The sequence below is a fragment of the Bacillus sp. FJAT-27445 genome, from assembly GCF_001510665.1.
Classification (GTDB): domain Bacteria; phylum Bacillota; class Bacilli; order Bacillales; family Cytobacillaceae; genus Bacillus_D.
The window spans coordinates 23,976-48,138 of record NZ_LMTI01000009.1; the positions used below are offsets into that span (position 1 = coordinate 23,976).

At 46.2% G+C, this 24,163-nt stretch carries 37 protein-coding genes; all 37 read left to right on the plus strand.

Going from position 1 to position 24,163, the window contains the following annotated elements; translation table 11 throughout:
- Nucleotides 1-25 precede the first annotated feature (25 nt).
- A complete protein-coding gene (gene rpoC / locus AR337_RS21545) occupies nt 26-3,619 on the plus strand; it encodes a DNA-directed RNA polymerase subunit beta' (protein WP_059174121.1) in 3,594 nt (1,197 codons plus the stop codon).
- Nucleotides 3,620-3,788: 169 nt separating this feature from the next.
- Nucleotides 3,789-4,037, plus strand: coding sequence for a 50S ribosomal protein L7ae-like protein (locus AR337_RS21550; RefSeq protein ID WP_059174122.1), 249 nt, complete (start codon nt 3,789-3,791; stop codon nt 4,035-4,037).
- Nucleotides 4,038-4,137: 100 nt separating this feature from the next.
- The gene (gene rpsL, locus AR337_RS21555; RefSeq protein WP_059174123.1) at nt 4,138-4,560 is read left to right on the plus strand and encodes a 30S ribosomal protein S12; all 423 of its coding nucleotides are present in this window, start codon (nt 4,138-4,140) and stop codon (nt 4,558-4,560) included.
- Between the two features lie 44 nt (nt 4,561-4,604).
- Nucleotides 4,605-5,075 (plus strand): 30S ribosomal protein S7, encoded by a 471-nt coding sequence (rpsG, locus tag AR337_RS21560; protein ID WP_059174124.1) that lies wholly within the window; start codon nt 4,605-4,607, stop codon nt 5,073-5,075.
- 155 nt (nt 5,076-5,230) lie between these two features.
- Nucleotides 5,231-7,312 (plus strand): elongation factor G, encoded by a 2,082-nt coding sequence (fusA, locus tag AR337_RS21565; protein ID WP_059174125.1) that lies wholly within the window; start codon nt 5,231-5,233, stop codon nt 7,310-7,312.
- Between the two features lie 115 nt (nt 7,313-7,427).
- Nucleotides 7,428-8,615 (plus strand): elongation factor Tu, encoded by a 1,188-nt coding sequence (gene tuf, locus AR337_RS21570; RefSeq protein WP_059174126.1) that lies wholly within the window; start codon nt 7,428-7,430, stop codon nt 8,613-8,615.
- A 558-nt stretch (nt 8,616-9,173) separates the two neighbouring features.
- Nucleotides 9,174-9,482, plus strand: a complete 309-nt coding sequence (gene rpsJ / locus AR337_RS21575; RefSeq protein WP_059174169.1) for a 30S ribosomal protein S10 — start codon at nt 9,174-9,176, stop codon at nt 9,480-9,482.
- Between the two features lie 35 nt (nt 9,483-9,517).
- Nucleotides 9,518-10,144, plus strand: coding sequence for a 50S ribosomal protein L3 (gene rplC, locus AR337_RS21580; protein ID WP_059174127.1), 627 nt, complete (start codon nt 9,518-9,520; stop codon nt 10,142-10,144).
- 28 nt (nt 10,145-10,172) lie between these two features.
- On the plus strand, nt 10,173-10,796 hold the full coding sequence (gene rplD / locus AR337_RS21585) for a 50S ribosomal protein L4 (RefSeq protein ID WP_059174128.1): 624 nt from the start codon (nt 10,173-10,175) through the stop codon (nt 10,794-10,796).
- Entirely contained in the window at nt 10,793-11,080 is a 288-nt protein-coding gene (rplW, locus tag AR337_RS21590; protein WP_172797588.1) for a 50S ribosomal protein L23, read from the plus strand. The genes rplD and rplW overlap by 4 nt, the downstream gene beginning before the upstream one ends.
- A gap of 29 nt (nt 11,081-11,109) precedes the next feature.
- Complete coding sequence (gene rplB, locus AR337_RS21595) at nt 11,110-11,940, plus strand: 50S ribosomal protein L2 (protein ID WP_059174129.1); 831 nt, start codon at nt 11,110-11,112, stop codon at nt 11,938-11,940.
- Between the two features lie 60 nt (nt 11,941-12,000).
- A complete protein-coding gene (gene rpsS / locus AR337_RS21600; RefSeq protein ID WP_053364773.1) occupies nt 12,001-12,276 on the plus strand; it encodes a 30S ribosomal protein S19 in 276 nt (91 codons plus the stop codon).
- A 20-nt stretch (nt 12,277-12,296) separates the two neighbouring features.
- Nucleotides 12,297-12,638: a 50S ribosomal protein L22 gene (rplV, locus tag AR337_RS21605; RefSeq protein WP_059174130.1), complete on the plus strand. Its 342-nt coding sequence runs from the start codon at nt 12,297-12,299 to the stop codon at nt 12,636-12,638.
- A 3-nt stretch (nt 12,639-12,641) separates the two neighbouring features.
- The gene (rpsC, locus tag AR337_RS21610; RefSeq protein WP_059174131.1) at nt 12,642-13,298 is read left to right on the plus strand and encodes a 30S ribosomal protein S3; all 657 of its coding nucleotides are present in this window, start codon (nt 12,642-12,644) and stop codon (nt 13,296-13,298) included.
- 2 nt (nt 13,299-13,300) lie between these two features.
- Complete coding sequence (gene rplP, locus AR337_RS21615) at nt 13,301-13,735, plus strand: 50S ribosomal protein L16 (protein WP_053364776.1); 435 nt, start codon at nt 13,301-13,303, stop codon at nt 13,733-13,735.
- On the plus strand, nt 13,725-13,928 hold the full coding sequence (rpmC, locus tag AR337_RS21620; protein ID WP_043931561.1) for a 50S ribosomal protein L29: 204 nt from the start codon (nt 13,725-13,727) through the stop codon (nt 13,926-13,928). The genes rplP and rpmC overlap by 11 nt, the downstream gene beginning before the upstream one ends.
- A gap of 19 nt (nt 13,929-13,947) precedes the next feature.
- Nucleotides 13,948-14,211, plus strand: coding sequence for a 30S ribosomal protein S17 (gene rpsQ / locus AR337_RS21625; RefSeq protein WP_059174132.1), 264 nt, complete (start codon nt 13,948-13,950; stop codon nt 14,209-14,211).
- 39 nt (nt 14,212-14,250) lie between these two features.
- Nucleotides 14,251-14,619 (plus strand): 50S ribosomal protein L14, encoded by a 369-nt coding sequence (rplN, locus tag AR337_RS21630; protein ID WP_059174133.1) that lies wholly within the window; start codon nt 14,251-14,253, stop codon nt 14,617-14,619.
- A 54-nt stretch (nt 14,620-14,673) separates the two neighbouring features.
- Nucleotides 14,674-14,979 carry a 50S ribosomal protein L24 gene (gene rplX / locus AR337_RS21635; RefSeq protein ID WP_059174134.1) on the plus strand — a complete coding sequence of 102 codons (306 nt, stop codon included), beginning with the start codon at nt 14,674-14,676 and terminating at the stop codon, nt 14,977-14,979.
- A gap of 25 nt (nt 14,980-15,004) precedes the next feature.
- Nucleotides 15,005-15,544 carry a 50S ribosomal protein L5 gene (gene rplE / locus AR337_RS21640; protein ID WP_059174135.1) on the plus strand — a complete coding sequence of 180 codons (540 nt, stop codon included), beginning with the start codon at nt 15,005-15,007 and terminating at the stop codon, nt 15,542-15,544.
- Between the two features lie 24 nt (nt 15,545-15,568).
- Nucleotides 15,569-15,754, plus strand: coding sequence for a 30S ribosomal protein S14 (gene rpsN, locus AR337_RS22960; RefSeq protein ID WP_009499044.1), 186 nt, complete (start codon nt 15,569-15,571; stop codon nt 15,752-15,754).
- A 29-nt stretch (nt 15,755-15,783) separates the two neighbouring features.
- Entirely contained in the window at nt 15,784-16,182 is a 399-nt protein-coding gene (gene rpsH / locus AR337_RS21645) for a 30S ribosomal protein S8 (protein WP_059174136.1), read from the plus strand.
- 30 nt (nt 16,183-16,212) lie between these two features.
- The gene (gene rplF / locus AR337_RS21650; protein ID WP_059174137.1) at nt 16,213-16,749 is read left to right on the plus strand and encodes a 50S ribosomal protein L6; all 537 of its coding nucleotides are present in this window, start codon (nt 16,213-16,215) and stop codon (nt 16,747-16,749) included.
- A 32-nt stretch (nt 16,750-16,781) separates the two neighbouring features.
- Entirely contained in the window at nt 16,782-17,144 is a 363-nt protein-coding gene (gene rplR, locus AR337_RS21655) for a 50S ribosomal protein L18 (RefSeq protein ID WP_059174138.1), read from the plus strand.
- A gap of 24 nt (nt 17,145-17,168) precedes the next feature.
- Nucleotides 17,169-17,669: a 30S ribosomal protein S5 gene (gene rpsE, locus AR337_RS21660; protein ID WP_059174139.1), complete on the plus strand. Its 501-nt coding sequence runs from the start codon at nt 17,169-17,171 to the stop codon at nt 17,667-17,669.
- Nucleotides 17,670-17,683: 14 nt separating this feature from the next.
- The gene (gene rpmD, locus AR337_RS21665; protein WP_059174140.1) at nt 17,684-17,866 is read left to right on the plus strand and encodes a 50S ribosomal protein L30; all 183 of its coding nucleotides are present in this window, start codon (nt 17,684-17,686) and stop codon (nt 17,864-17,866) included.
- A 31-nt stretch (nt 17,867-17,897) separates the two neighbouring features.
- Nucleotides 17,898-18,338, plus strand: a complete 441-nt coding sequence (gene rplO / locus AR337_RS21670; protein WP_059174141.1) for a 50S ribosomal protein L15 — start codon at nt 17,898-17,900, stop codon at nt 18,336-18,338.
- On the plus strand, nt 18,338-19,633 hold the full coding sequence (gene secY / locus AR337_RS21675; RefSeq protein ID WP_059174142.1) for a preprotein translocase subunit SecY: 1,296 nt from the start codon (nt 18,338-18,340) through the stop codon (nt 19,631-19,633). Before rplO ends, secY begins: the two co-directional genes overlap by 1 nt.
- A 59-nt stretch (nt 19,634-19,692) precedes the next feature.
- Nucleotides 19,693-20,343 (plus strand): adenylate kinase, encoded by a 651-nt coding sequence (locus AR337_RS21680; RefSeq protein ID WP_059174143.1) that lies wholly within the window; start codon nt 19,693-19,695, stop codon nt 20,341-20,343.
- A complete protein-coding gene (gene map / locus AR337_RS21685; protein ID WP_059174144.1) occupies nt 20,343-21,089 on the plus strand; it encodes a type I methionyl aminopeptidase in 747 nt (248 codons plus the stop codon). Before AR337_RS21680 ends, map begins: the two co-directional genes overlap by 1 nt.
- Nucleotides 21,067-21,402, plus strand: coding sequence for a KOW domain-containing RNA-binding protein (locus AR337_RS21690; RefSeq protein WP_253702073.1), 336 nt, complete (start codon nt 21,067-21,069; stop codon nt 21,400-21,402). The genes map and AR337_RS21690 overlap by 23 nt, the downstream gene beginning before the upstream one ends.
- Complete coding sequence (infA, locus tag AR337_RS21695) at nt 21,395-21,613, plus strand: translation initiation factor IF-1 (protein ID WP_048823029.1); 219 nt, start codon at nt 21,395-21,397, stop codon at nt 21,611-21,613. The genes AR337_RS21690 and infA overlap by 8 nt, the downstream gene beginning before the upstream one ends.
- 37 nt (nt 21,614-21,650) lie before the next feature.
- Nucleotides 21,651-21,764 carry a 50S ribosomal protein L36 gene (gene rpmJ, locus AR337_RS21700; protein ID WP_000868344.1) on the plus strand — a complete coding sequence of 38 codons (114 nt, stop codon included), beginning with the start codon at nt 21,651-21,653 and terminating at the stop codon, nt 21,762-21,764.
- 24 nt (nt 21,765-21,788) lie between these two features.
- Nucleotides 21,789-22,154, plus strand: coding sequence for a 30S ribosomal protein S13 (gene rpsM / locus AR337_RS21705; protein WP_059174145.1), 366 nt, complete (start codon nt 21,789-21,791; stop codon nt 22,152-22,154).
- A 22-nt stretch (nt 22,155-22,176) separates the two neighbouring features.
- Complete coding sequence (gene rpsK / locus AR337_RS21710; RefSeq protein WP_043931544.1) at nt 22,177-22,566, plus strand: 30S ribosomal protein S11; 390 nt, start codon at nt 22,177-22,179, stop codon at nt 22,564-22,566.
- A 169-nt stretch (nt 22,567-22,735) separates the two neighbouring features.
- A complete protein-coding gene (locus tag AR337_RS21715; protein ID WP_059174146.1) occupies nt 22,736-23,680 on the plus strand; it encodes a DNA-directed RNA polymerase subunit alpha in 945 nt (314 codons plus the stop codon).
- A 57-nt stretch (nt 23,681-23,737) separates the two neighbouring features.
- Complete coding sequence (gene rplQ, locus AR337_RS21720) at nt 23,738-24,100, plus strand: 50S ribosomal protein L17 (RefSeq protein ID WP_059174147.1); 363 nt, start codon at nt 23,738-23,740, stop codon at nt 24,098-24,100.
- The last annotated feature ends 63 nt before the right edge of the window (nt 24,101-24,163 follow it).

Below are 24,163 nucleotides of genomic sequence, written 5' to 3' on the forward strand. Positions count from 1 at the left end.
GGAGATTAAAAGGGAGGTAGGCCCCTTGCTGGATGTTAATAATTTTGAGTATATGAAAATCGGCCTTGCATCGCCGGACAAGATTCGTTCTTGGTCCTTTGGTGAAGTCAAGAAGCCGGAAACAATCAACTATCGTACATTAAAACCAGAGAAAGACGGCCTTTTCTGTGAAAGGATTTTCGGTCCGACAAAGGACTGGGAGTGCCATTGCGGAAAGTACAAGCGCGTCCGATATAAGGGAGTCGTCTGTGACCGATGCGGTGTTGAAGTAACACGAGCAAAAGTACGCCGTGAACGGATGGGTCATATCGAGCTTGCCGCACCTGTTTCCCATATATGGTATTTCAAAGGAATCCCGAGCAGGATGGGGCTTGTTCTTGACATGTCTCCGCGGGCACTTGAGGAAGTTATCTATTTCGCTTCCTATGTTGTAACGGAATCCGGGGATACAGCCCTTGAAAAGAAGCAGCTTTTATCCGAAAAGGAATACCGAGCATACCGCGAAAAGTACGGAAATAAGTTCCAGGCTTCCATGGGGGCTGAAGCAATTCGCAAGCTCCTTCAGGACATTGACCTGAACAAAGAAGCTGAGTCATTAAAAGAAGAATTAAAGACTGCCCAAGGCCAGCGCCGCACACGCGCAATCAAACGCCTTGAGGTGATAGAAGCATTCCGCGGATCGGGCAATGAACCGTCTTGGATGGTCTTAGATGTCCTTCCTGTCATTCCGCCAGAACTTCGCCCCATGGTCCAACTAGATGGAGGCCGCTTTGCGACATCCGACCTGAATGACCTTTACCGCCGTGTAATCAACCGGAACAACCGTCTGAAGCGATTACTCGACCTGGGAGCTCCAAGCATTATTGTACAAAATGAGAAACGGATGCTGCAGGAAGCTGTTGATGCATTAATCGACAACGGCCGACGTGGGCGCCCTGTAACGGGGCCGGGCAACCGTCCGTTGAAATCCCTCTCCCACATGCTGAAGGGAAAACAAGGACGTTTCCGCCAAAACCTTCTTGGAAAGCGTGTTGACTACTCAGGCCGTTCGGTTATCGTCGTAGGGCCGAACCTGAAGATGTATCAGTGCGGGCTTCCAAAGGAAATGGCGCTTGAATTGTTCAAGCCTTTTGTTATGAAAGAGCTTGTTGAGAAGGGACTTGCCCATAACATCAAATCCGCCAAGCGGAAAATTGAGCGCGTACAGCCTGAGGTTTGGGATGTGCTTGAAGAAGTCATTCGCGAGCATCCTGTTCTGCTAAACCGCGCACCAACGCTTCATAGACTTGGAATCCAGGCATTTGAGCCGACGCTTGTCGAGGGACGGGCAATCCGCCTTCACCCGCTTGTATGTACTGCATACAACGCGGACTTCGACGGTGACCAGATGGCTGTGCACGTACCGCTTTCTGCAGAGGCACAGGCTGAAGCACGCCTCTTGATGCTTGCGGCTCAAAACATTCTTAACCCTAAAGATGGCAAGCCGGTCGTAACACCTTCCCAGGACATGGTATTGGGTAACTATTACCTAACCTTGGAACGCGATGGCGCCATCGGCGAAGGCTTGATCTTCAAAGATACGAACGAAGCGCTTATTGCCTACCAAAATGGCTATGCGCATTTGCATACACGAGTTGCTGTACATGCAGGTTCGCTTCATAATGAAACGTTTACTGAAGAACAGAACCAGCAGCTCTTGCTCACGACAGTCGGAAAGCTCATATTCAATGAAATTTTGCCGAAGTCGTTCCCTTATATCAATGAACCGACAAAGCATAATCTCGAAGTAAAGACGCCGGAAATATACTTTGTCGAAAAGGGAGCTGACGTCCGAGCAAGAATAAAGGAAATGTCGCTAGTTGAGCCGTTTAAAAAGAAAATCCTTGGGAACATCATTGCTGAGGTATTTAAACGCTTCAAAATTACTGAAACATCGAAAATGCTTGACCGAATGAAGGATCTCGGCTTCAAGTATTCGACAAAAGCAGGGATTACGGTCGGTGTCGCCGACATCGTCGTCCTCAGTGAAAAAGAAGAAATCCTCACCGATGCTCAAAACAGGGTGGATAATGTCCAGAAGCAATTCAGGCGCGGCTTGATTACTGAAGATGAACGGTATGACCGTGTTATTTCCATCTGGAGCCAGGCGAAAGATACCATTCAGGGCAAGCTGATGCAGTCCCTTAATAAAACGAATCCGATCTTCATGATGAGTGATTCCGGAGCGCGTGGTAATGCGTCCAACTTCACTCAGCTCGCGGGTATGCGTGGTATGATGGCCAACCCGGCTGGACGGATTATCGAGTTGCCAATCAAATCTTCCTTCCGCGAAGGTTTGACGGTATTGGAATACTTTATATCGACGCACGGTGCGCGTAAAGGCCTTGCTGATACAGCCCTTAAAACGGCTGACTCCGGCTACCTTACACGCCGCCTTGTCGATGTTGCCCAGGATGTCATTGTCCGCGACGACGATTGCGGAACGGACCGCGGTTTAAAAATTCGCGCCCTAAAGGATGGCACAGAAGTCATCGAACCGCTTGATGAACGTTTAATTGGCCGATATGCCAGAAGGAATATCAAACATCCTGAAACAGGAGAAATCATTGTTCCGGAAAACGGTCTGATTACAGAAGACCTGGCAGTCGAAGTCATAGAAGCAGGCATCGAGGAAGTACAAATCCGATCGGCATTCACATGTAATACGCGCCATGGCGTATGTAAAAAATGTTATGGACGCAACCTTGCAACAGGCCAGGAAGTGGAAGTGGGCGAAGCTGTCGGTATCATTGCGGCCCAGTCAATCGGGGAACCGGGAACCCAGCTAACCATGCGTACGTTCCATACTGGCGGGGTAGCAGGGGATGATATCACCCAAGGTTTGCCGCGTATCCAGGAGCTTTTCGAAGCACGGAACCCGAAAGGCCAGGCAGTCATTGCCGAATTGGAAGGTGTCGTTGTCGGAATCAACGAAGGGCGTGACCGCCAACAGGAAATTATTGTCCAAGGAGAGGTTGAATCCAGGACCTATACAGCTCCTTACACAGCAAGGCTTAAGGTGGCAGTCAACGACAAAGTTTACCGCGGCCAGGACCTTACTGAAGGTTCAATCGATCCAAAAGAGCTATTGAAAGTAACCGATGTCGGCAACGTCCAGGAGTACCTGCTCCGAGAAGTGCAGAAGGTTTACCGGATGCAGGGCGTTGAAATTGGTGACAAGCACATCGAGGTTATGGTTCGCCAGATGCTTCGGAAGATTAGGATTATCGATGCGGGTGAAACCGATGTCCTTCCGGGAATGCTTCTTGACATCCATCAATTTACCGATGCGAACGAGAAAGCTCTTTTAAATGGCAAAATGCCTGCAACAGGGCGTCCGGTCCTTCTTGGTATCACGAAGGCTTCACTTGAGACAGACTCATTCTTGTCAGCCGCTTCCTTCCAGGAAACAACACGCGTGCTTACTGATGCTGCCATTAAAGGCAAGCGAGATGAATTGCTCGGGCTTAAGGAAAACGTCATAATCGGGAAGTTGATTCCGGCTGGAACTGGGATGCAGCGTTACCGCAAGGCGGAACCAATCCTTCAGCAGGAAGAAGAAGGTATCGTAATCGAATAAGAAGGCGGCGAGCTTTCTTATTTGTAAATCGCGGCACCAGTCAAAGGGCTGGTGCCGTTTTTTAAGATTTATTTTTAAAATTAAAGCGAGATTAGTTGACATCCATTTTTTATGATGGTAATATAGCAAAGGTGCTCCTATTTACCTGTAACTTTGGAGGATATGAGCTATGTCTTATGAAAAAGTTTTGCAGGCCAGGAAACTGCTGATAGGAACAAAGCAGGCAGTCAGAGCACTTGAAGAAGGAACCGCTAGTGAGCTGGTTGTAGCAGCGGACGCTGACCCGAAATTAACGGCAGCAGCCGTTGAAGCAGCCAATGATCTGGGCGTGCCAGTTCTGCAGGTTGATTCGATGAAAAAACTCGGTAAAGCCAGCGGGATTAAAGTGGGAACTTCGGCTGTCGCAATAATCCGTTAAAAACTGTTTTTGCAGATGCTGCTGCAAGAACTTTGTTTTTGCCAAAAAAAGAACCACCTGGATGTGTGGGTCTACAAATGTCGTGAAGGGAGGAAAAAACATGCCTACAATTAACCAATTAGTGCGCAAGCCTCGTAAATCTACTGAGGAAACATCAAAATCTCCTGCGCTTAATAAAGGTTACAACAGCTTCAAAAAATCACAAACCAACGTAACATCACCACAAAAACGCGGTGTTTGCACCCGTGTTGGTACGATGACTCCAAAGAAACCAAACTCAGCGCTTCGTAAATATGCTCGTGTGCGTTTGACAAATGGTATCGAGGTAACTGCTTACATTCCTGGTATCGGTCACAACCTTCAAGAACACAGTGTTGTTCTTATCCGTGGAGGCCGTGTAAAAGACTTGCCGGGTGTTCGTTACCACATCGTTCGTGGCGCGCTTGATACGGCTGGAGTTAACAACCGTATGCAAAGTCGTTCCAAATACGGTACGAAGCGTCCAAAAGCAGCTAAAAAATAATAACCTTAACCTAAATAGAAGATTTTCTGAAAGGAGGAAAAAATATGCCTCGTAAAGGTCCTGTTGCAAAAAGAGACGTTTTGCCAGATCCGCTTTACAATTCAAAGCTAGTTACCCGCCTGATCAACAAAATGATGATCGACGGTAAAAGAGGTACATCCCAGGCCATTCTTTACAATGCATTCGATATCATCCGTGAGCGTTCAGGAAAAGAGCCTATGGAAGTGTTTGATGCAGCGCTAAAGAATATTATGCCTGTTCTTGAAGTAAAAGCCCGCCGTGTAGGTGGCGCGAACTACCAGGTTCCAATCGAGGTGCGCCCAGACCGACGTACTACTCTAGGTCTTCGCTGGTTGGTAAACTACGCAAGGCTTCGTGGTGAAAAGACAATGGAACAGCGTCTTGCCAATGAAATCCTTGATGCAGCAAACAACAGTGGCGCATCTGTTAAGAAGCGTGAAGATACGCATAAAATGGCTGAAGCTAACAAAGCATTCGCACATTACCGTTGGTAAAATAATACTGTTTGAGCACCCGCAATGGGTCCTTAAACAAGACAAGCTAGATAGAACAATACCTGGCCGGGCGAGCTCCCCGGCTTCAGGTACAGTTTCCGCATAGCTGATGGACGGATCTCTAAAACACTCATACAAGGAAGGAGAAAGACCCAATGGCAAGAGAGTTCTCCTTGAAAAATACCCGTAATATCGGCATCATGGCCCATATCGATGCGGGAAAGACAACTACAACAGAACGCGTCCTTTATTATACTGGACGTATCCATAAAATTGGCGAAACTCACGAAGGTGCTGCCCAGATGGACTGGATGGAGCAGGAGCAAGAGCGTGGAATCACGATCACTTCCGCTGCAACCACTGCACAGTGGAAAGGCCACCGCGTAAATATCATTGACACCCCTGGACACGTAGACTTCACTGTTGAGGTTGAGCGTTCCTTGCGTGTACTCGATGGTGCGGTAGCAGTACTCGATGCCCAGTCAGGCGTTGAGCCGCAAACCGAAACAGTATGGCGCCAGGCTACTACTTACGGAGTTCCGCGAGTAGTGTTCGTAAATAAAATGGATAAGATTGGTGCTGACTTCCTATATTCTGTAGGGACACTGCATGACCGCCTACAGGCGAATGCTCATCCTATCCAGCTTCCAATTGGTGCTGAGGATAAGTTTGAAGGAATCATTGATCTTGTAGAAATGAAAGCTACTTTCTATGGCAATGATACCGGTACAGATATTGAAGTCCGCGAAATTCCAGAAGAGTACCTCCCTCAAGCGGAAGAATACCGCGAAAAGTTAATCGAAGCGGTTGCTGAGCTTGACGAAGAACTTATGGAAAAATACCTTGGCGGAGAAGAGCTTACGATTGAAGAAATCAAAGCTGCCATCCGTAAAGGCACAAATTCTGTTGAATTCTACCCTGTTATTTGCGGTTCCGCATTTAAAAACAAGGGTGTTCAATTAATGCTTGATGCAGTAATCGACTATCTTCCATCTCCTCTTGACGTACCTGCAATCAATGGACATGTTCCTGGTGAGGAAGATGTAATTATTGAAAAGCACTCAAGCGATGAAGAGCCATTCGCAGCACTTGCATTTAAAGTTATGACTGACCCTTATGTGGGTAAACTAACGTTCTTCCGTGTTTACTCCGGTACTTTAGAAGCTGGATCCTATGTCCAGAACTCTACTAAAGGAAAGCGTGAGCGTGTTGGACGTATTCTGCAAATGCATGCTAACAGCCGCCAAGAAATCTCGAAGGTTTATTCGGGTGATATTGCTGCAGCCGTTGGCTTAAAGGATACTACTACAGGGGACACATTGTGCGACGACAAGAGTCCTGTTATTCTTGAGTCCATGAATTTCCCTGAACCGGTTATCCAGCTTTCCGTGGAGCCTAAGTCCAAAGCGGACCAGGATAAAATGTCCACTGCATTGCAAAAGCTCCAGGAAGAGGATCCTACCTTCCGTGCACATACTGACCAGGAAACTGGACAGGTTATTATTGCGGGTATGGGTGAGCTTCACTTGGATATCCTCGTTGACCGTATGCGCCGGGAGTTCAAGGTAGAAGCAAACGTGGGTGCTCCTCAGGTTGCCTACCGTGAAACATTCCGCGATTCTGCACAGGTTGAAGGCAAATTTGCCCGCCAATCCGGTGGACGTGGACAATACGGACACGTTTGGATTGAGTTCTCTCCAAACGAAGAAGGAAAAGGCTTTGAATTCGTAAACGGAATCGTTGGCGGTGTCGTTCCTCGTGAATACGTGCCAGCCGTACAAGCAGGTCTTGAAGATGCCCTTGATAGAGGTGTTCTTGCCGGTTATCCGTTAGTAGATATCAAAGCAAAACTGTTTGATGGATCCTACCATGATGTAGACTCCTCTGAAATGGCGTTTAAAATTGCCGCTTCCATGGCGCTTAAGAATGCAGCTTCCAAGTGTAAGCCTGTTATCCTTGAGCCAGTCATGAAGGTAGAGGTTGTTATTCCTGAGGAATACCTCGGCGACATCATGGGACAAATCACTTCCCGCCGCGGACGTGTTGAAGGTATGGACGCACGTGGGAATGCCCAGGTAGTCCGTGCAATGGTACCTCTTTCAGAAATGTTCGGTTATGCAACTTCCCTTCGTTCCAGCACACAGGGACGCGGTGTATTCTCAATGCACTTCGACCACTACGAAGAAGTTCCTAAATCGATCTCAGAGGAAATCATCAAAAAAAATAAAGGTGAATAATTGATTTTCACCTTTCAATCAAGTATAACTACTATGTAAGCATAGGCTGAGGCAGGCTTGCCTTCCTCGGCCCCTAATAATACTTAACTTTTTAAAATTAAAGGAGGAAATCCTAATGGGTAAAGCTAAATTCGACCGTTCCAAGCCACACGTTAACATTGGAACAATCGGTCACGTTGACCATGGTAAAACTACTTTGACTGCAGCAATCACGACTGTCCTTTCAAAAGCAGGCGGCGGTGAAGCGCGCGGTTATGATCAAATCGACAACGCTCCAGAAGAAAAAGAGCGTGGTATCACAATTTCAACTTCTCACGTTGAATATGAAACTAATAATCGCCACTACGCACACGTAGACTGCCCAGGACACGCCGACTATGTTAAAAACATGATCACAGGCGCTGCTCAAATGGACGGCGGTATCCTTGTTGTATCCGCAACTGACGGCCCAATGCCGCAAACTCGCGAGCATATCCTTCTTTCCCGTCAGGTAGGCGTACCTTACCTTGTTGTATTCATGAACAAGTGCGACATGGTAGACGACGAAGAACTACTTGAGCTAGTTGAAATGGAAATCCGTGACCTTCTTACTGAATATGAGTTCCCTGGCGATGACACTCCAGTTATCAAAGGTTCTGCTCTTAAAGCTCTTGAAGGCGAGTCTGCTTGGGAAGAAAAAATCATCGAACTTATGGATGCAGTTGACAGCTACATCCCAACTCCAGCACGTGACACTGAAAAGCCATTCATGATGCCTGTTGAGGATGTATTCTCCATCACTGGCCGTGGAACAGTTGCTACTGGACGTGTAGAGCGCGGACAAGTAAAAGTTGGTGACGTTGTTGAAATCGTTGGTTTCACTGAAGAGCCTAAATCTACAACTGTAACAGGTGTAGAAATGTTCCGTAAACTTCTTGACTATGCAGAAGCTGGAGACAACATCGGTGCACTTCTTCGTGGCGTAGCCCGTGAAGACATTGAGCGTGGACAAGTTTTGGCAAAGCCAAAGTCCATCACTCCGCACACAAAGTTCAAAGCTGAAGTTTACGTATTGTCCAAAGAAGAAGGTGGACGTCACACTCCATTCTTCACAAACTACCGCCCACAATTCTATTTCCGTACTTCTGACATTACAGGTATCTGTAACCTTCCAGAAGGCGTAGAAATGGTTATGCCTGGCGACAACATTGAAATGTCAGTTGAGCTTATCGCTCCAGTTGCGATCGAAGAAGGAACTAAGTTCTCTATTCGTGAAGGCGGACGTACAGTAGGCGCTGGCGTTGTTGCTACAATTGTTGAGTAATAAATAAACAAGAAGCGGACGGGTGACGACCCATCCGCTTTTTTTTATCGTCCAGGAAGTTTTTAAATAAATCAACTTAAAGAGAGTTAGTTTAATCCAGCTCCACCAGAACAAGCTTCGAAAGCATATTCCTTGCGCGAAGAAATAGCGAACACAAGTAAAGGTACCGATAATTTACGTCGCAGGAACAGGAGATCTTTATCTGTCGTGTAGGTGCATGCGCATGTTGTTCTGCATACAAAATCCGAGTTTCTTCTATATATAATAGAATGGTCAAGGACGATAAGACTGCTAGGCCAGGAAATCAGGGAAGTCCTCCAAAAAAACATTGCAATCTATAGATGATGCCGCTATAATATTAAAAGTGTGCGAAACATAAAAAACCCTCAAAAGTTATTGCGTTTGGGCGGTGTTTTATGTATAATAGACAATGTTGGTCTTTGACTGCGATGATGTGAGAGGTTGCTGACACACCCGGCCGCTTTGCCATGGCGAGTGTGCAGGAGATTTTCACGGAGAATGTCTATTTTAAAAATAGGCGAAAAGGAGGGAAAAGTAATGGCAAAACAAAAAATTCGTATCCGTTTAAAAGCGTATGATCACAGGATCCTGGATCAGTCTGCGGAAAAAATTGTTGAAACAGCTAAACGTTCAGGTGCTGCAGTATCAGGCCCGATTCCGTTGCCAACTGAGAAAACAATTTACACAATCCTTCGTGCGGTCCATAAGTACAAGGATTCCCGTGAGCAATTCGAGATGCGTACACACAAGCGTCTGATCGACATTGTGAACCCAACTCCGCAAACAGTTGATTCATTAATGCGTTTAGATCTGCCATCCGGCGTAGATATCGAAATCAAACTATAATCATCATAAATTTAATTATTCAGGAGGTGTGACGAATGACCAAAGGAATCTTAGGAAGAAAGATTGGTATGACTCAAGTATTTGCTGAGAACGGAACATTAATTCCTGTAACAGTAATTGCGGCAGCAGGCAACGTTGTCCTTCAAAAGAAAACGATCGAAAACGACGGCTATGAAGCTGTCCAGGTTGGCTTTGAAGACAAGCGTGAAAAGCTCGCCAATAAGCCTGAAAAAGGCCATGTTGCAAAAGCGGATACTGCTCCTAAGCGCTTCATTCGCGAATTCCGCGGAGTAGACTTGGCAGCATATGAAGTTGGTCAGGAAGTCAAGGTTGATATTTTTGCAGAAGGCGACATCGTAGATGTTACCGGAGTATCGAAAGGGAAAGGTTTCCAAGGCTCAATCAAGCGCCATGGACAATCGCGTGGCCCTATGTCCCACGGTTCCCGCTACCATCGCCGCCCGGGTTCAATGGGACCTGTTGCCCCTAACCGCGTTTTCAAAGGCAAAGCATTGCCAGGACGTATGGGTGGAGAAGTAGTTACAGTTCAAAACCTTGAAATTGTAAAAGTAGATACAGAACGCAATTTGCTTCTTGTAAAGGGCAATGTGCCTGGACCTAGGAAAGCAATGATCAAAGTTAAAAGTGCGGTAAAAGCATAGAACTTCTTAAGAAAGGAGGAACAAAGGAATGCCTAAAGTAGCATTATTTAACCAAAACGGTTCCCAAGTTGGGGAAATCGAACTTAATGATACAGTTTTCGGCATTGAGCCAAACCAGCATGTGCTTTTCGAAGCGGTGTTGATGCAAAGGGCTTCAATGCGCCAGGGAACACACAAAACTAAAATTCGTTCTGAAGTTTCCGGTGGTGGACGCAAGCCATGGAGACAAAAAGGGACTGGCCGTGCGCGCCAAGGTTCCATCCGTTCGCCACAATGGAAAGGCGGCGGTATCGTATTTGGACCGGTACCACGCAGCTACAGCTATAAATTGCCAAGGAAGGTACGCCGCCTTGCAATTAAATCGGCTCTTTCCACTAAGGTACTTGAAGAAAACATTTTGGTTCTTGAAAGCCTTGCTTTCGATGCACCTAAAACAAAAGACTTTATAAATGTCCTAAAAGGACTTTCCGTAGAAAAGAAAGCACTCGTTGTAACTGCTGATCTTGATGAAAATGTTGCGTTGTCTGCAAGGAACATTCCTGGCGTTACAGTAGTAGCGGCCAACGGCATCAGTGTCGTGGATGTCCTGAATCATGATAAGCTAATCATCACTAAAGCAGCGGTTGAAAAAGTAGAGGAGGTGCTTGCATAATGGATGCACGCGATGTCATTAAGCGCCCCGTTATCACTGAACGTTCTACAGATTTGATGGCTGAAAAGAAATACACGTTCGAAGTTGACGTAAGAGCCAACAAAACACAAGTAAAAGACGCTGTTGAAAAAATCTTTGGCGTGGATGTTGAAAAAGTTAACATCATGAACTACAAAGGTAAATTCAAGCGTATGGGCAAATTTGGCGGATACACAAACAAACGCCGCAAGGCAATTGTTAAACTGACTGCCGACAGCAAAGAAATCGAAATTTTTGAATCCTAGAATTTTAACTAGAAGAGGAGGGAATAGAAATGGCGATTAAAAAGTACAAACCTACCTCTAATGGTCGTCGCGGCATGACTGTTTCTGATTTCGCTGAAATCACAACCAGCACTCCGGAAAAGTCTTTGTTGGCTCCGCTGACAAGAAAAGGCGGCCGTAACAACCAGGGTAAGTTAACTGTTCGTCATCAAGGTGGCGGCCATAAGCGTCAATACCGTTTAATCGATTTTAAACGCGATAAAGACGGCATTCCAGGACGCGTTGCCACTATCGAATATGATCCAAACCGTTCAGCAAATATTGCACTAATTAACTATGTGGATGGGGAAAAGCGTTACATCCTTGCTCCTAAAAACCTTAAGGTTGGCATGGAAGTAATGTCCGGACCAGAAGCTGATATCAAAACAGGTAATGCACTTCCACTTGCAAACATTCCTGTCGGTACAGTTGTCCACAACATTGAGCTTAAGCCTGGCAAAGGCGGCCAATTGGTCCGTTCTGCTGGTACTTCAGCACAGGTGCTTGGTAAGGAAGGTAAATACGTACTTGTACGTCTTACTTCCGGCGAAGTTCGCATGATCCTTGCTACTTGCCGCGCTTCAATCGGCCAAGTAGGAAACGAGCAACACGAATTGATCAACATCGGTAAAGCAGGCCGTTCCCGCTGGTTAGGCAAACGCCCAACAGTCCGTGGATCTGTTATGAACCCGAATGATCACCCACACGGTGGTGGTGAAGGACGTTCACCAATCGGTCGTAAATCACCAATGTCACCATGGGGCAAACCAACTCTTGGACGCAAAACTCGTAAGAAAAAGAACAAGTCCGATAAATTCATTGTACGACGCCGTAAAAAATAACGTGATTGAACTACGGTTCAGAAGCAGAACCGTAGAACGGTCTCGAAGGGAGGTACCCTCATGGGTCGCAGTTTGAAAAAAGGACCTTTTGTTGATGATCATTTACTAAAAAAGGTCGAAAACCTTGGTGCTGACAGCAAGCATGTAATCAAAACTTGGTCACGCCGTTCAACAATTTTCCCACAATTCATCGGCCACACTATCGCTGTGTACGATGGACGAAAACATGTACCAGTCTATGTCACTGAAGACATGGTAGGACACAAGCTTGGAGAATTCGCTCCAACACGTGCTTATAAAGGCCATGGCAATGACGATAAGAAAACCAGACGTTAATGAGAGGAGGGCATCACATCATGCAAGCTAAAGCTGTTGCAAGAACAGTCCGTATTGCTCCTCGTAAAGCTCGTTTAGTCGTAGATTTAATTCGAGGAAAGCAAGTTGGCGAAGCGGTAGCCATTTTAACTTTGACTCCGAAGGCTGCTTCTCCAGTCATTGAAAAAGTGTTGAAATCTGCTATGGCAAATGCAGAACACAACTATGAAATGGATGTTAACAATCTTGTGATTGAGCAAGCATTTGTTGACGAAGGGCCGACACTGAAACGTTTCCGCCCGCGTGCACAAGGCCGTGCCAGTGCAATTAACAAGCGTACGAGCCACATCACAATCGTTCTATCAGAAAAGAAGGAGGGATAATTAGTGGGTCAAAAAGTAAATCCAATTGGTTTGCGTATCGGCATCATCCGTGATTGGGAATCCAAATGGTACGCAGGTAAAGACTTTGCAGATCTTCTTCATGAAGACTTAAGAGTTCGTGAATACATCCAGAAGCGCCTAAAAGACGCGTCTGTTTCAAAAGTAGAAATCGAACGCGCTGCAAACCGTGTTAACGTTACTGTACACACTGCGAAGCCAGGTATGGTAATCGGTAAGGGCGGTACAGAAGTTGAAGCGCTCCGTAAAGCGTTGAACCAGCTTACTGGCAAGCGTGTCCACATTAATATCCTTGAAATCAAAAGGGCTGACATCGATGCGAAGCTCGTTGCTGAAAACATCGCTCGCCAGCTAGAAAACCGTGTATCTTTCCGCCGTGCACAGAAGCAAGTTATCCAACGTGCGATGCGTGCAGGAGCTAAAGGTATCAAAACAATGGTATCCGGCCGTCTTGGCGGTGCAGATATCGCTCGTTCTGAACACTACAGCGAAGGAACTGTTCCCCTTCATACACTTCGTGCAGACATTGACTATGCAGCTGCCGAAGCAGATACTACTTACGGCAAGCTTGGCGTAAAGGTATGGATTTATAAGGGTGAGGTCCTTCCAACGAAGAAGAAAACTGAGGAAGGAGGCAAATAATCATGTTATTGCCTAAGCGTGTAAAATACCGCCGTGTGCACCGTGGAAAAATGCGCGGTCAAGCAAAAGGCGGAACTGAAGTAACTTTCGGTGAATTCGGTTTGCAGGCAACTGAAGCCTCCTGGATCACAAACCGCCAAATTGAATCTGCCCGTATCGCAATGACTCGTTACATGAAGCGTGGCGGTAAAGTTTGGATCAAAATTTTCCCTCACAAACCATATACTGCAAAACCTCTAGAAGTACGGATGGGTTCCGGTAAAGGTGCTCCTGAAGGCTGGGTAGCAGTTGTAAAGCCTGGCAAGATCATGTTTGAAATTGCCGGCGTTTCTGAAGAAATCGCACGTGAGGCACTTCGCCTTGCCGCGCACAAACTTCCTGTTAAGTGCAAGTTTGTAAAACGAGAAGAAATTGGTGGTGAATCAAATGAAAGCTAATGAACTTCGTGACCTAACCACTGCCGAACTAGAACAAAAAGTCAAGTCATTAAAAGAAGAACTCTTCAACCTTCGCTTTCAATTGGCGACTGGACAGCTTGAAAACACTGCCCGCATCAGGGAAGTGCGCAAGTCTATCGCCCGCATGAAAACTGTTGTCCGTGAAAGAGAAATCGGCGTTAACAATCGATAATTGAGAGGAGGTCCGCCTAATGAGCGAACGCAACCAACGCAAAGTTTACACCGGACGCGTGGTTTCCGACAAAATGGATAAGACTGTTACTGTTCTTGTCGAGACACACAAAAAACATCCTTTTTATGGTAAACGCGTTAAGTACTCTAAAAAGTTTAAGGCGCATGATGAGCAGAATCAGGCTAATATTGGTGATATTGTACGCATCATGGAAACTCGCCCGCTTTCGGCTACAAAACGCTTCCGCCTTGTAGAAGTAATTGAAAAAGCAGTTATTATTTAATTGTTCGGATAAGCTTTCATCCGAAGGGAGGTTACACGCATGATTCAACAGGAAACACGTTTAAAAGTTGCTGACAACTCTGGTGCCCGTGAAGTTCTGACAATTAAAGTGCTTGGTGGCTCTGGCCGCAAAACTGCAGGCATTGGCGATGTGATCGTCTGCACAGTGAAACAAGCAACACCAGGTGGCGTTGTTAAAAAAGGTGACATTGTTAAAGCAGTTATCGTACGAACTAAGAGCGGTGCACGCCGCCCAGACGGAACTTACATTAAGTTTGACGAAAACGCATGTGTAATTATCCGTGATGACAAAAGCCCACGCGGAACGCGTATTTTTGGGCCAGTTGCACGCGAACTCCGCGACAGCAATTTCATGAAAATCATTTCCCTTGCTCCAGAAGTACTTTAATTATCAGTACTTACAATAAACCAATCTTAAATGCCTTTAAGGAGGTGCGCACAGATGCACGTAAAAAAAGGTGACAAAGTAATGGTCATCTCTGGCAAGGATAAAGGCAAAACAGGAACAATCCTGGAAGCTTATCCGAAAAATAGCCGTGTCCTTGTTGAGGGAGTCAACATCGTGAAGAAGCATTCCAAGCCTTCTCAAGCGAATCCCCAAGGTGGCATCAGCAGCCAGGAAGCACCTGTACACGTATCAAACGTCATGCCTATCGACAAGTCCGGCAAACCAAGCCGTGTAGGATATAAAATGGTTGATGGCAAAAAAGTACGCGTAACAAAATCCGGTGAAGTTTTAGATAAATAGTTCATGAAGAAGGGAGGTACAATAGATGAACCGCCTAAAGGAAAAGTATGTTAAAGAGATTACTCCTGCTCTAGTGAGCAAGTTCAACTATAAATCTGTAATGCAGGTTCCTAAAGTAGAAAAAATCGTTGTAAACATGGGTGTTGGCGATGCAGTAGCGAACGCAAAAGCCCTTGACAGCGCTGTTGAAGAACTTACAAGCATCACTGGCCAAAAGCCGGTCGTTACTCGTGCGAAAAAGTCTATCGCTGGCTTCCGCCTTCGTGAAGGCATGCCGATTGGAGCGAAAGTTACTTTGCGCGGTAAGCGTATGTACGATTTCCTGGACAAATTAATTTCAGTCTCTCTGCCACGGGTGCGCGACTTCCGCGGTATTTCCAAGAAAGCATTCGATGGCCGCGGCAACTACACTCTTGGTGTGAAAGAACAATTGATCTTCCCTGAAATTGATTACGATAAAGTAAGCAAGGTCCGTGGAATGGATATCGTTATTGTAACGACAGCCAACACTGATGAAGAAGCACGTGAACTTTTAACTCAGTTTGGAATGCCGTTCCAGAAGTAATCTATAAATAAGGGAGGCGAAAACGTGGCTAAAAAGTCAATGATTGCGAAGCAAAAACGCACGCCTAAATATAAGGTACAAGAGTATACCCGCTGCGAACGCTGTGGCCGTCCACACTCTGTATACCGCAAATTTAAGCTTTGCCGTATTTGTTTCCGTGAATTAGCATACAAAGGCCAGATTCCTGGTGTTAAAAAAGCTAGCTGGTAAACCCCAAGTCTGGGAAGGAGGTAAAAATAATGGTCATGACAGATCCAATTGCAGATATGCTTACCCGCATCCGTAATGCGAACATGGTTCGCCATGAAAAGCTGGAAGTACCTGCTTCCAATATCAAAAAAGAAATCGCTGAAATCCTTAAGCGTGAAGGTTTCGTGCGTGATGTTGAGATGATTGAAGACAATAAGCAGGGCATCATCCGTATCTTCCTTAAGTACGGTGCAAACAACGAGCGCGTTATTACAGGCCTTAAAAGGATTTCCAAGCCTGGCCTTCGTGTTTATGCAAAATCAACAGAAGTGCCTCGCGTACTGAACGGCCTAGGAATCGCCCTTGTTTCAACTTCACAGGGTGTCGTTACTGATAAAGAAGCCCGTGCAAAGCAAATCGGCGGAGAAGTACTAGCATACATCTGGTAAGAAGTTTTTGAATGAATGGAGGTGCACTAAATGTCTCGCATAGGAAAAAAACCAATCGAAATTCCAGCAGGAGTTACGGTTGCTCTAGATAATCACACTGTTACAGTAAAAGGTCCTAAAGGCGAATTGGTTCGTTCTTTCAGCCCTGAAATCAGCATCCTCGTAGAAGATAATACCGTTACGATTACACGCCCATCCGATGTAAAGGAAATCCGTGCCTTGCATGGTACTACACGCGCTGTACTTTCCAACATGGTTGAAGGTGTTTCCAAAGGCTTCGAAAAAGGTTTGGAGCTAGTAGGGGTTGGTTACCGTGCTTCCAAACAGGGTAACAAGCTAGTCCTTAACGTTGGATATTCCCATCCGGTTGAAATCGAACCTGAAACAGGACTTGAAATCGAAGTACCTGCAAATACGAAGGTAATCGTTAAAGGCAACGACAAAGAACGTGTTGGCGCACTTGCTGCAAACATCCGTGGCGTCCGTCCTCCAGAGCCTTACAAAGGCAAAGGAATTCGCTATGAAGGCGAAGTTGTCCGCCGTAAGGAAGGTAAAAAAGGTAAGTAATGCCGCAAAGTAATACGAAAGGAGTGACGTAAATGATTACGAAGCTTGACAAAAACGTGAGCCGTAAGAAAAGACATGCGCGTGTCCGTTCAAAGCTTAGCGGAACAGCTGCCCGTCCTCGTCTGAATGTGTTTCGTTCCAATAAACACATTTACGCTCAGTTAATCGACGATATGAACGGAGTTACTCTAGCTAGTGCTTCGACAATGGAAAAAGATTTCGGACTGGAATCTTCCAACAATAAAGAAGCTGCGCAAAAAGTCGGAGAGCTTATTGCGAAGCGCGCAGTCGAAAAGGGCATCTCTTCAGTAGTCTTTGACCGCGGAGGGTACCTGTACCATGGCCGCATTCAGACTCTTGCTGATGCAGCCCGCGAAAACGGCTTGCAATTTTAATAGACAAAGGAGGGACACACAAAGATGCGTCGCATTGATCCAAACAAACTTGAACTTGAAGAACGCGTAGTTACGGTCAACCGTGTTGCGAAGGTTGTTAAAGGCGGACGCCGTTTCCGTTTCACTGCTCTTGTCGTAGTAGGAGATAAAAATGGCCATGTCGGTTTCGGCACTGGTAAAGCACAGGAAGTTCCTGATGCAATCCGTAAGGCAATCGAAGATGCAAAGAAAAACCTGGTTTCCGTGCCGATGGTTGGAACTACTATTCCCCATCAGGTAATCGGCCGCTTCGGAGCTGGTGAAATCCTTATGAAGCCTGCTTATGAAGGTACTGGAGTTATCGCTGGCGGACCTGTCCGTGCGGTACTTGAACTTGCCGGTATTTCCGACATTCTTTCAAAATCGCTTGGAACGAACACGCCAATCAACGTAGTTCGCGCTACTATTGACGGCATTAAGCAACTAAAGCGTGCTGAAGATGTTGCGAAACTTCGCGGAAAATCAGTAGAAGAACTGTTAGGATAAGGGAGGGAAATCAAATGGCTAACAAGTTGCAAATTACCCTCACTAAAAGCGTAATCGGCCGTCCACAGGACCAGCGCGAAACAGTTAAGGCTCTCGGCTTGCGAAAAGTGAACCAGACAGTTGAGCAACAGGACAACGCGGCTATCCGCGGAATGATCAATAAGGTTGCCCACCTTGTTTCGGTTAAAGAACAATAAATGATTCATTCTTTCTTAAGGAGGTGCCCAAATGAAACTTCATGAATTAATGCCAGCAGAAGGCTCCCGCAAAGAGCGCAAGCGTAAAGGCCGCGGTATCGGTTCCGGCAACGGAAAAACCGCAGGTAAGGGACATAAGGGTCAAAAAGCCCGTTCCGGTGGTGGCGTACGCCTAGGTTTTGAGGGTGGACAGACGCCTTTATTCCGCCGTTTGCCAAAACGCGGATTCACGAACATCAACCGCAAGGAATACGCGATTGTAAACCTTGATGCCCTGAACAGCTTTGAAGACGGTACAGAAGTAACTCCAGAACTTCTTATCGAATCAGGCCTTGTCAGGAACGAAAAAGCAGGAATCAAGATTCTTGCAAAAGGGAACGTTGAGAAAAAATTGACTGTAAAAGCTCACAAATTTTCCTCTGCTGCCAAGGAAGCAATCGAAGCTGCTGGTGGAAACACTGAGGTGATCTAATGTTCCGGACAATCTCCAATTTTATGCGCGTGGGTGAAATAAGGAATAAAATTATCTTCACCCTTTTGATGTTATTAATCTTCCGTATCGGAACTTTTATTCCGGTTCCAAACGTCAATGCTGATATTCTCAAAGCCCAGGACCAATTTAGTGTATTTGGCGTGCTGAATACATTTGGTGGAGGGGCGCTGCAAAACTTCTCCATTCTTGCGATGGGCATCATGCCGTACATCACTGCTTCGATCATCATCCAGCTTTTGCAAATGGATGTTGTACCGAAGTTTACCGAGTGGTCAAAGCAGGGAGATGCGGGAAGAAGGAAGCTTGCACAGTTCACCCGTTATTTCACTATTGTGCTCGGGTTTATCCAGGCATTGGGCATGTCCTATGGGTTTAACAACTTGTCCCAGGGACAGCTGATTGAAAGCTCGGGAATCGGAACGTACTTGCTGATTGCGACAGTCTTGACAGCCGGTACGGCCTTCTTAATGTGGCTCGGTGAGCAAATCACGGCAAAAGGTGTCGGCAACGGGATCTCAATTATCATCTTCGCAGGAATTGCAGCCGGAATTCCGACTACTGTCAACCAAATTTACATCCAGCAGTTCCAGGATGTGAAAGATGACTTGTTCATCCGCATTCTGACTGTTCTCTTGATTGCCCTGGCTGTCATCGCCATTGTAGTTGGCGTAATCTTCATCCAGCAGGCAACAAGGAAAATTCCGATCCAATATGCAAAAAGAATGACTGCGGGACGTACGCCTGTAGGCGGCCAGTCCACCCATATGCCTTTAAAAGTAAACGCAGCAGGGGTTATTCCAGTCATTTTCGCAGTATCGTTTATCATTACTCCAAAGACAATTGCATCCTTTTTTCCAGTAAATGGTGTGACGCTTTGGATCCAACGGGTATTCGACTATACTCATCCAATCGGGATGGTACTATATGCCGGATTGATCATCGCGTTTACGTATTTTTATGCGTTTATCCAGGTGAATCCTGAACAGGCGGCTGAAAATCTGCAAAAGCAGAGCGGCTATATTCCTGGGATCCGGCCAGGTAAACCAACACAGGAATACTTCACACGTGTTCTTTATCGCCTGACATTTGTCGGGGCGATTTTCCTGGCAGTGATCGCTGTCCTTCCAGTTGTTTTCATCCAGGTGGCAAACCTTCCGCAATCAGCACAAATTGGCGGTACGAGCCTTCTGATTGTTGTTGGTGTCGCGCTTGAAACAATGAAACAGCTTGAAGCCCAGTTGGTCAAACGCCATTATAAAGGCTTTATCAAGTAAGGATGGTTTTGGGGAATTCTTGTTCCCTAAAACCACTTAATCCCCAAGGGGGTATAAGAGTGAACTTAGTATTAATGGGTCTTCCTGGTGCCGGGAAAGGCACTCAGGCTGAAAAAATCGTAGAACAATATGGCATCCCCCATATCTCAACAGGAGATATGTTCCGTGCCGCCATGAAAGAGGGTACGGAATTGGGGCTGAAAGCAAAGGCGTTCATGGATGAAGGGGCACTTGTTCCTGATGAAGTGACGATTGGCATTGTGCGTGAAAGGCTAAGCAAGGAAGACTGTAACAACGGATTCCTTCTCGATGGCTTTCCAAGGACTGTTCCCCAGGCTGAAGCACTTGAGAGCATACTGGACGGGCTGAACAAAAAAATAGACTATGTCCTCAATATTGATGTTGACCAGTCTATTTTGATGGAGCGCCTGACTGGGCGCCGCATTTGCAAAAACTGCGGGTCCACATACCATCTTGTTTTCAATCCGCCGGCTGTTGAAGGAGTATGTGACCGCTGTGGCGGAGAACTCTATCAAAGAGCGGATGACAACGCGGACACTGTACAGAACAGGCTTGACGTCAACATGAAGCAATCGAAGCCATTGCTTGATTTTTACACTGAAAAAGGCTACTTGCGCAATATTGATGGCCAGCGAGAAATCACCGAGGTTTTCGCTGACATTGAATCATTGCTTGGGGGCTTGAAGTAATGATTATCTGCAAAACTCCCCGTGAGCTGGAAATCATGCGAGAAGCGGGCAGAATTGTGGCATTGACCCATGAGGAGCTGAAGAAACATATTGCTCCCGGGATTACCACAAAAGAACTGGACCGCGTTGCAGAACAGATAATCCGCAATCACGATGCGATTCCTTCCTTTAAAGGCTATAACGGGTTTACCGGAAGCATTTGTGCTTCTGTCAACGAAGAACTTGTTCACGGGATACCTGGCGGTCGTGTTTTAAAAGAAGGAGATATCATTAGCATCGATATCGGAGCTCAATACAACGGTTATCACGGTGACTCGGCCTGGACCTATCCTGTCGGAAAAATAGACGAGGAAACAGCGCGGCTATTGGATGTGACGGAGCAGTCCCTTTATAAAGGGCTGGAAGAGGCAAAGCCAGGTGAGCGTCTCTCGAATATCTCGCATGCGATTCAGGTGTATGTGGAAGAAAACGGTTTTTCCATCGTGCGGGAGTATGTAGGGCACGGAGTAGGTCAAGACTTACATGAGGAACCTCAGGTTCCACATTACGGACCGCCTAATAAGGGCCCTCGGCTCAGGCCTGGCATGGTGCTGGCAGTTGAACCGATGGTAAATGCGGGCAGCCGGTATGTTAAAACACTGGCTGATGACTGGACAGTTGTAACAGTTGATGGCAAAAACTGCGCCCATTTTGAGCATACGATTGCCATTACGGAGGCAGGCTTTGAAATCCTCACAAAACTGTGATGGGATTTCTGGCCCAGTTCCCGGGCAGATCGCACTCGTAAAAAGCGGACGCTGTGCCGGGCAATATGTTATAATTATAAAGTTGGTTGATGGACAATTTGTTCTAATTGCTGATGGCGAGGCGCTAAAAAACTTTCGCCCAAAGAAGAAGAATATCCGGCATCTCCAACTGGTGGACCGCATAGTTCCGGAAGTTTATAACAGTATCATGGAAACAGGCTGCGTAACGAACGGAAAGCTGCGTTTCGCACTTACAAGGTTTTTAAACGAACGCCTGACCGATGAAGAGAAGGGAGACGAATTCGATGGCTAAAGATGATGTAATTGAAATTGAAGGCAAGGTAATTGAAACTTTGCCAAACGCCATGTTTAAGGTAGAATTAGAAAATGGCCATACGATCCTTGCCCACGTATCAGGCAAGATTCGTATGCACTTCATCAGAATTCTGCCTGGCGATAAAGTAACAGTGGAGCTATCCCCATACGACTTAACGCGCGGCAGGATTACCTACCGCTTCAAATAAGCCGATTGCACTCCGTACTGCTAAGGAGGTTAGGATAATGAAAGTAAGACCATCTGTAAAACCGATCTGCGAAAAGTGCAAAGTTATCCGCAGACGCGGGAAAGTTATGGTTATTTGTGAAAACCCTAAACACAAACAAAAACAAGGTTAATAATAAAGGAGGTGCTCCATATTTATGGCACGTATTGCTGGTGTAGATATTCCGCGTGAAAAGCGTGTGGTTATCTCTTTAACTTACATCTATGGTATTGGTAAAAATACAGCACAAAAGGTCCTTGCTGAAGCGGGCGTTTCTGAAGACACTCGTGTGCGCGATCTTACAGAAGACGAACTGAACAAAATCCGTGAAATCGTTGACAAGCTGAAGATTGAAGGCGACCTTCGCCGTGAAATTTCCCTGAACATCAAACGCTTGATGGAAATCGGGAGCTACCGTGGTTTGCGCCATCGCCGTGGGCTGCCTGTTCGTGGACAAAACACGAAGAACAATGCCCGTACGCGTAAAGGCCCACGTAAAACTGTAGCGAACAAGAAGAAGTAATCAGTAAAGGAGGTACTTACAAATGGCACGTAAAACTAATACTCGCAAACGCCGTGTGAGAAAGAATATTGAAGCAGGTATCGCTCATATTCGCTCAACATTCAACAATACGATTGTTACCATCACTGATGTTCATGGTAATGCTATTTCTTGGTCAAGTGCAGGTGCGCTTGGATTTAAGGGTTCCCGTAAATCCACTCCATACGCAGCGCAAATGGCTGCTGAAACTGCTGCTAAAACATCAATGGAACATGGTTTGAAAACTCTTGAAGTAACTGTAAAAGGCCCTGGCGCCGGCCGTGAAGCTGCCATCCGTGCTCTTCAGGCTGCTGGTCTGGAAGTTACTGCAATTAAAGATGTTACTCCTGTTCCGCATAATGGTTGCCGTCCGCCAAAACGCCGCCGTGTATAATTTTTCTGTATAGAAATTGTATCTATGTCTATAATGGGATATGATACCATTTTTCGTTCAGCAGAATCACTATTCCAGTTGTTGTGCACAAACAGGGACGAATACAGGGGGAATTTCGGTTGGACAATGACCGGCCGGGTTTTCGACGTTTTGAAGGAGGGTATATTTGATGATCGAAATAGAAAAACCAAAAATCGAAACGGTTGAGATCAGCGATGATGCCAAATACGGGAAGTTCGTCGTAGAGCCACTTGAGCGTGGATATGGTACAACTCTGGGTAACTCCTTACGTCGTATCCTACTATCATCACTCCCAGGTGCCGCGGTTACATCAATCCAGGTAGATGGTGTACTTCATGAGTTTTCAACAATTGAAGGTGTCGTTGAGGATGTTACATCCATTATCTTAAACATTAAGAAAATCGCACTGAAAATATACTCCGATGAAGAAAAAACGCTTGAAATTGATGTGCAAGGCGAGGGCGAGATCAAGGCGGGTGATATCACCCACGACAGTGATGTCGAAATCCTGAACCCGAATCTCCATATTGCTACATTAGGTTCAAACGGGCATCTTCGCATGCGGCTGACTGCAAAGCGCGGACGTGGTTATACTCCAGCTGACCAGAATAAGAGAGAAGACCAGCCGATTGGTGTAATTCCGATTGACTCGATCTTTACTCCGGTTTCCCGTGTGTCCTACCAAGTGGAAAATACACGTGTTGGCCAAATGACCAACTACGACAAATTAACATTTGATGTTTGGACAGACGGCAGCACAGGTCCTCAGGAAGCCATTGCATTCGGAGCGAAAATTTTGACAGAGCATTTGAATATCTTCGTCGGCCTTACTGATGAAGCTCAAAATGCCGAAATCATGATTGAAAAAGAAGAAGACCAAAAAGAAAAAGTCCTCGAAATGACGATTGAAGAACTCGACCTTTCGGTTCGTTCTTACAACTGCCTTAAGCGTGCAGGAATCAATACTGTCCAGGAGCTTGCCAACAAGACCGAGGAAGATATGATGAAAGTGCGCAACCTTGGCCGCAAATCGCTCGAGGAAGTAAAAGCGAAACTTGAAGAGCTGGGATTGGGCCTGCGGAAGGACGACTAGATTGTCCCGCATAGCCACCTTAGCCTTTACTGACTTCAACAAAGGAGGGAACCCTTCATGGCATACAGGAAATTAGGCCGCACAAGCTCTCAGCGTAAAGCGATGCTTCGTGACCTTACAACTGACTTAATTATTAACGAACGTATCCAGACTACTGAAACTCGTGCGAAGGAATTGCGTTCTGTAGTAGAAAAGATGATCACTCTTGGAAAGCGCGGAGATTTGCATGCCCGCCGTCAAGCTGCATCTTACATCCGCAACGAAGTGGCAGATGTTGAAACCAATACAGATGCACTTCAAAAATTGTTTGCTGACATTGCTCCTCGTTACGAAGAGCGTCAGGGTGGATACACTCGCATCATGAAAGTTGGTCCTCGCCGCGGCGACGGTGCACCAATGGTCATCATCGAGCTAGTTTAATACACCGTTTAGAAGGCAAGGGACAGTTTCATGAAACTTGTTTCTTGTCTTTTTTACAAGAAA

What these genes read in the sequence shown, in the direction of transcription:
- rpsG (WP_059174124.1), top strand. Translation starts at nt 4,605, where the DNA reads ATGCCTCGTAAAGGTCCTGTTGCAAAAAGAGACGTTTTGCCAGATCCG.
- rpsH (WP_059174136.1), top strand. Translation starts at nt 15,784, where the DNA reads ATGGTCATGACAGATCCAATTGCAGATATGCTTACCCGCATCCGTAAT.
- rplD (WP_059174128.1), top strand. Translation starts at nt 10,173, where the DNA reads ATGCCTAAAGTAGCATTATTTAACCAAAACGGTTCCCAAGTTGGGGAA.
- rplN (WP_059174133.1), top strand. Translation starts at nt 14,251, where the DNA reads ATGATTCAACAGGAAACACGTTTAAAAGTTGCTGACAACTCTGGTGCC.
- rplF (WP_059174137.1), top strand. Translation starts at nt 16,213, where the DNA reads ATGTCTCGCATAGGAAAAAAACCAATCGAAATTCCAGCAGGAGTTACG.
- secY (WP_059174142.1), top strand. Translation starts at nt 18,338, where the DNA reads ATGTTCCGGACAATCTCCAATTTTATGCGCGTGGGTGAAATAAGGAAT.
- rpsQ (WP_059174132.1), top strand. Translation starts at nt 13,948, where the DNA reads ATGAGCGAACGCAACCAACGCAAAGTTTACACCGGACGCGTGGTTTCC.
- rpsE (WP_059174139.1), top strand. Translation starts at nt 17,169, where the DNA reads ATGCGTCGCATTGATCCAAACAAACTTGAACTTGAAGAACGCGTAGTT.
- rpsM (WP_059174145.1), top strand. Translation starts at nt 21,789, where the DNA reads ATGGCACGTATTGCTGGTGTAGATATTCCGCGTGAAAAGCGTGTGGTT.
- rplO (WP_059174141.1), top strand. Translation starts at nt 17,898, where the DNA reads ATGAAACTTCATGAATTAATGCCAGCAGAAGGCTCCCGCAAAGAGCGC.
- rplX (WP_059174134.1), top strand. Translation starts at nt 14,674, where the DNA reads ATGCACGTAAAAAAAGGTGACAAAGTAATGGTCATCTCTGGCAAGGAT.
- tuf (WP_059174126.1), top strand. Translation starts at nt 7,428, where the DNA reads ATGGGTAAAGCTAAATTCGACCGTTCCAAGCCACACGTTAACATTGGA.
- rplB (WP_059174129.1), top strand. Translation starts at nt 11,110, where the DNA reads ATGGCGATTAAAAAGTACAAACCTACCTCTAATGGTCGTCGCGGCATG.
- rplC (WP_059174127.1), top strand. Translation starts at nt 9,518, where the DNA reads ATGACCAAAGGAATCTTAGGAAGAAAGATTGGTATGACTCAAGTATTT.
- rpsL (WP_059174123.1), top strand. Translation starts at nt 4,138, where the DNA reads ATGCCTACAATTAACCAATTAGTGCGCAAGCCTCGTAAATCTACTGAG.
- rplV (WP_059174130.1), top strand. Translation starts at nt 12,297, where the DNA reads ATGCAAGCTAAAGCTGTTGCAAGAACAGTCCGTATTGCTCCTCGTAAA.
- AR337_RS21715 (WP_059174146.1), top strand. Translation starts at nt 22,736, where the DNA reads ATGATCGAAATAGAAAAACCAAAAATCGAAACGGTTGAGATCAGCGAT.
- rpsS (WP_053364773.1), top strand. Translation starts at nt 12,001, where the DNA reads ATGGGTCGCAGTTTGAAAAAAGGACCTTTTGTTGATGATCATTTACTA.
- map (WP_059174144.1), top strand. Translation starts at nt 20,343, where the DNA reads ATGATTATCTGCAAAACTCCCCGTGAGCTGGAAATCATGCGAGAAGCG.
- rpsK (WP_043931544.1), top strand. Translation starts at nt 22,177, where the DNA reads ATGGCACGTAAAACTAATACTCGCAAACGCCGTGTGAGAAAGAATATT.
- rpmC (WP_043931561.1), top strand. Translation starts at nt 13,725, where the DNA reads ATGAAAGCTAATGAACTTCGTGACCTAACCACTGCCGAACTAGAACAA.
- infA (WP_048823029.1), top strand. Translation starts at nt 21,395, where the DNA reads ATGGCTAAAGATGATGTAATTGAAATTGAAGGCAAGGTAATTGAAACT.
- rpsJ (WP_059174169.1), top strand. Translation starts at nt 9,174, where the DNA reads ATGGCAAAACAAAAAATTCGTATCCGTTTAAAAGCGTATGATCACAGG.
- rplR (WP_059174138.1), top strand. Translation starts at nt 16,782, where the DNA reads ATGATTACGAAGCTTGACAAAAACGTGAGCCGTAAGAAAAGACATGCG.
- AR337_RS21550 (WP_059174122.1), top strand. Translation starts at nt 3,789, where the DNA reads ATGTCTTATGAAAAAGTTTTGCAGGCCAGGAAACTGCTGATAGGAACA.
- rpmJ (WP_000868344.1), top strand. Translation starts at nt 21,651, where the DNA reads ATGAAAGTAAGACCATCTGTAAAACCGATCTGCGAAAAGTGCAAAGTT.
- rplP (WP_053364776.1), top strand. Translation starts at nt 13,301, where the DNA reads ATGTTATTGCCTAAGCGTGTAAAATACCGCCGTGTGCACCGTGGAAAA.
- rplE (WP_059174135.1), top strand. Translation starts at nt 15,005, where the DNA reads ATGAACCGCCTAAAGGAAAAGTATGTTAAAGAGATTACTCCTGCTCTA.
- fusA (WP_059174125.1), top strand. Translation starts at nt 5,231, where the DNA reads ATGGCAAGAGAGTTCTCCTTGAAAAATACCCGTAATATCGGCATCATG.
- rpmD (WP_059174140.1), top strand. Translation starts at nt 17,684, where the DNA reads ATGGCTAACAAGTTGCAAATTACCCTCACTAAAAGCGTAATCGGCCGT.
- rplQ (WP_059174147.1), top strand. Translation starts at nt 23,738, where the DNA reads ATGGCATACAGGAAATTAGGCCGCACAAGCTCTCAGCGTAAAGCGATG.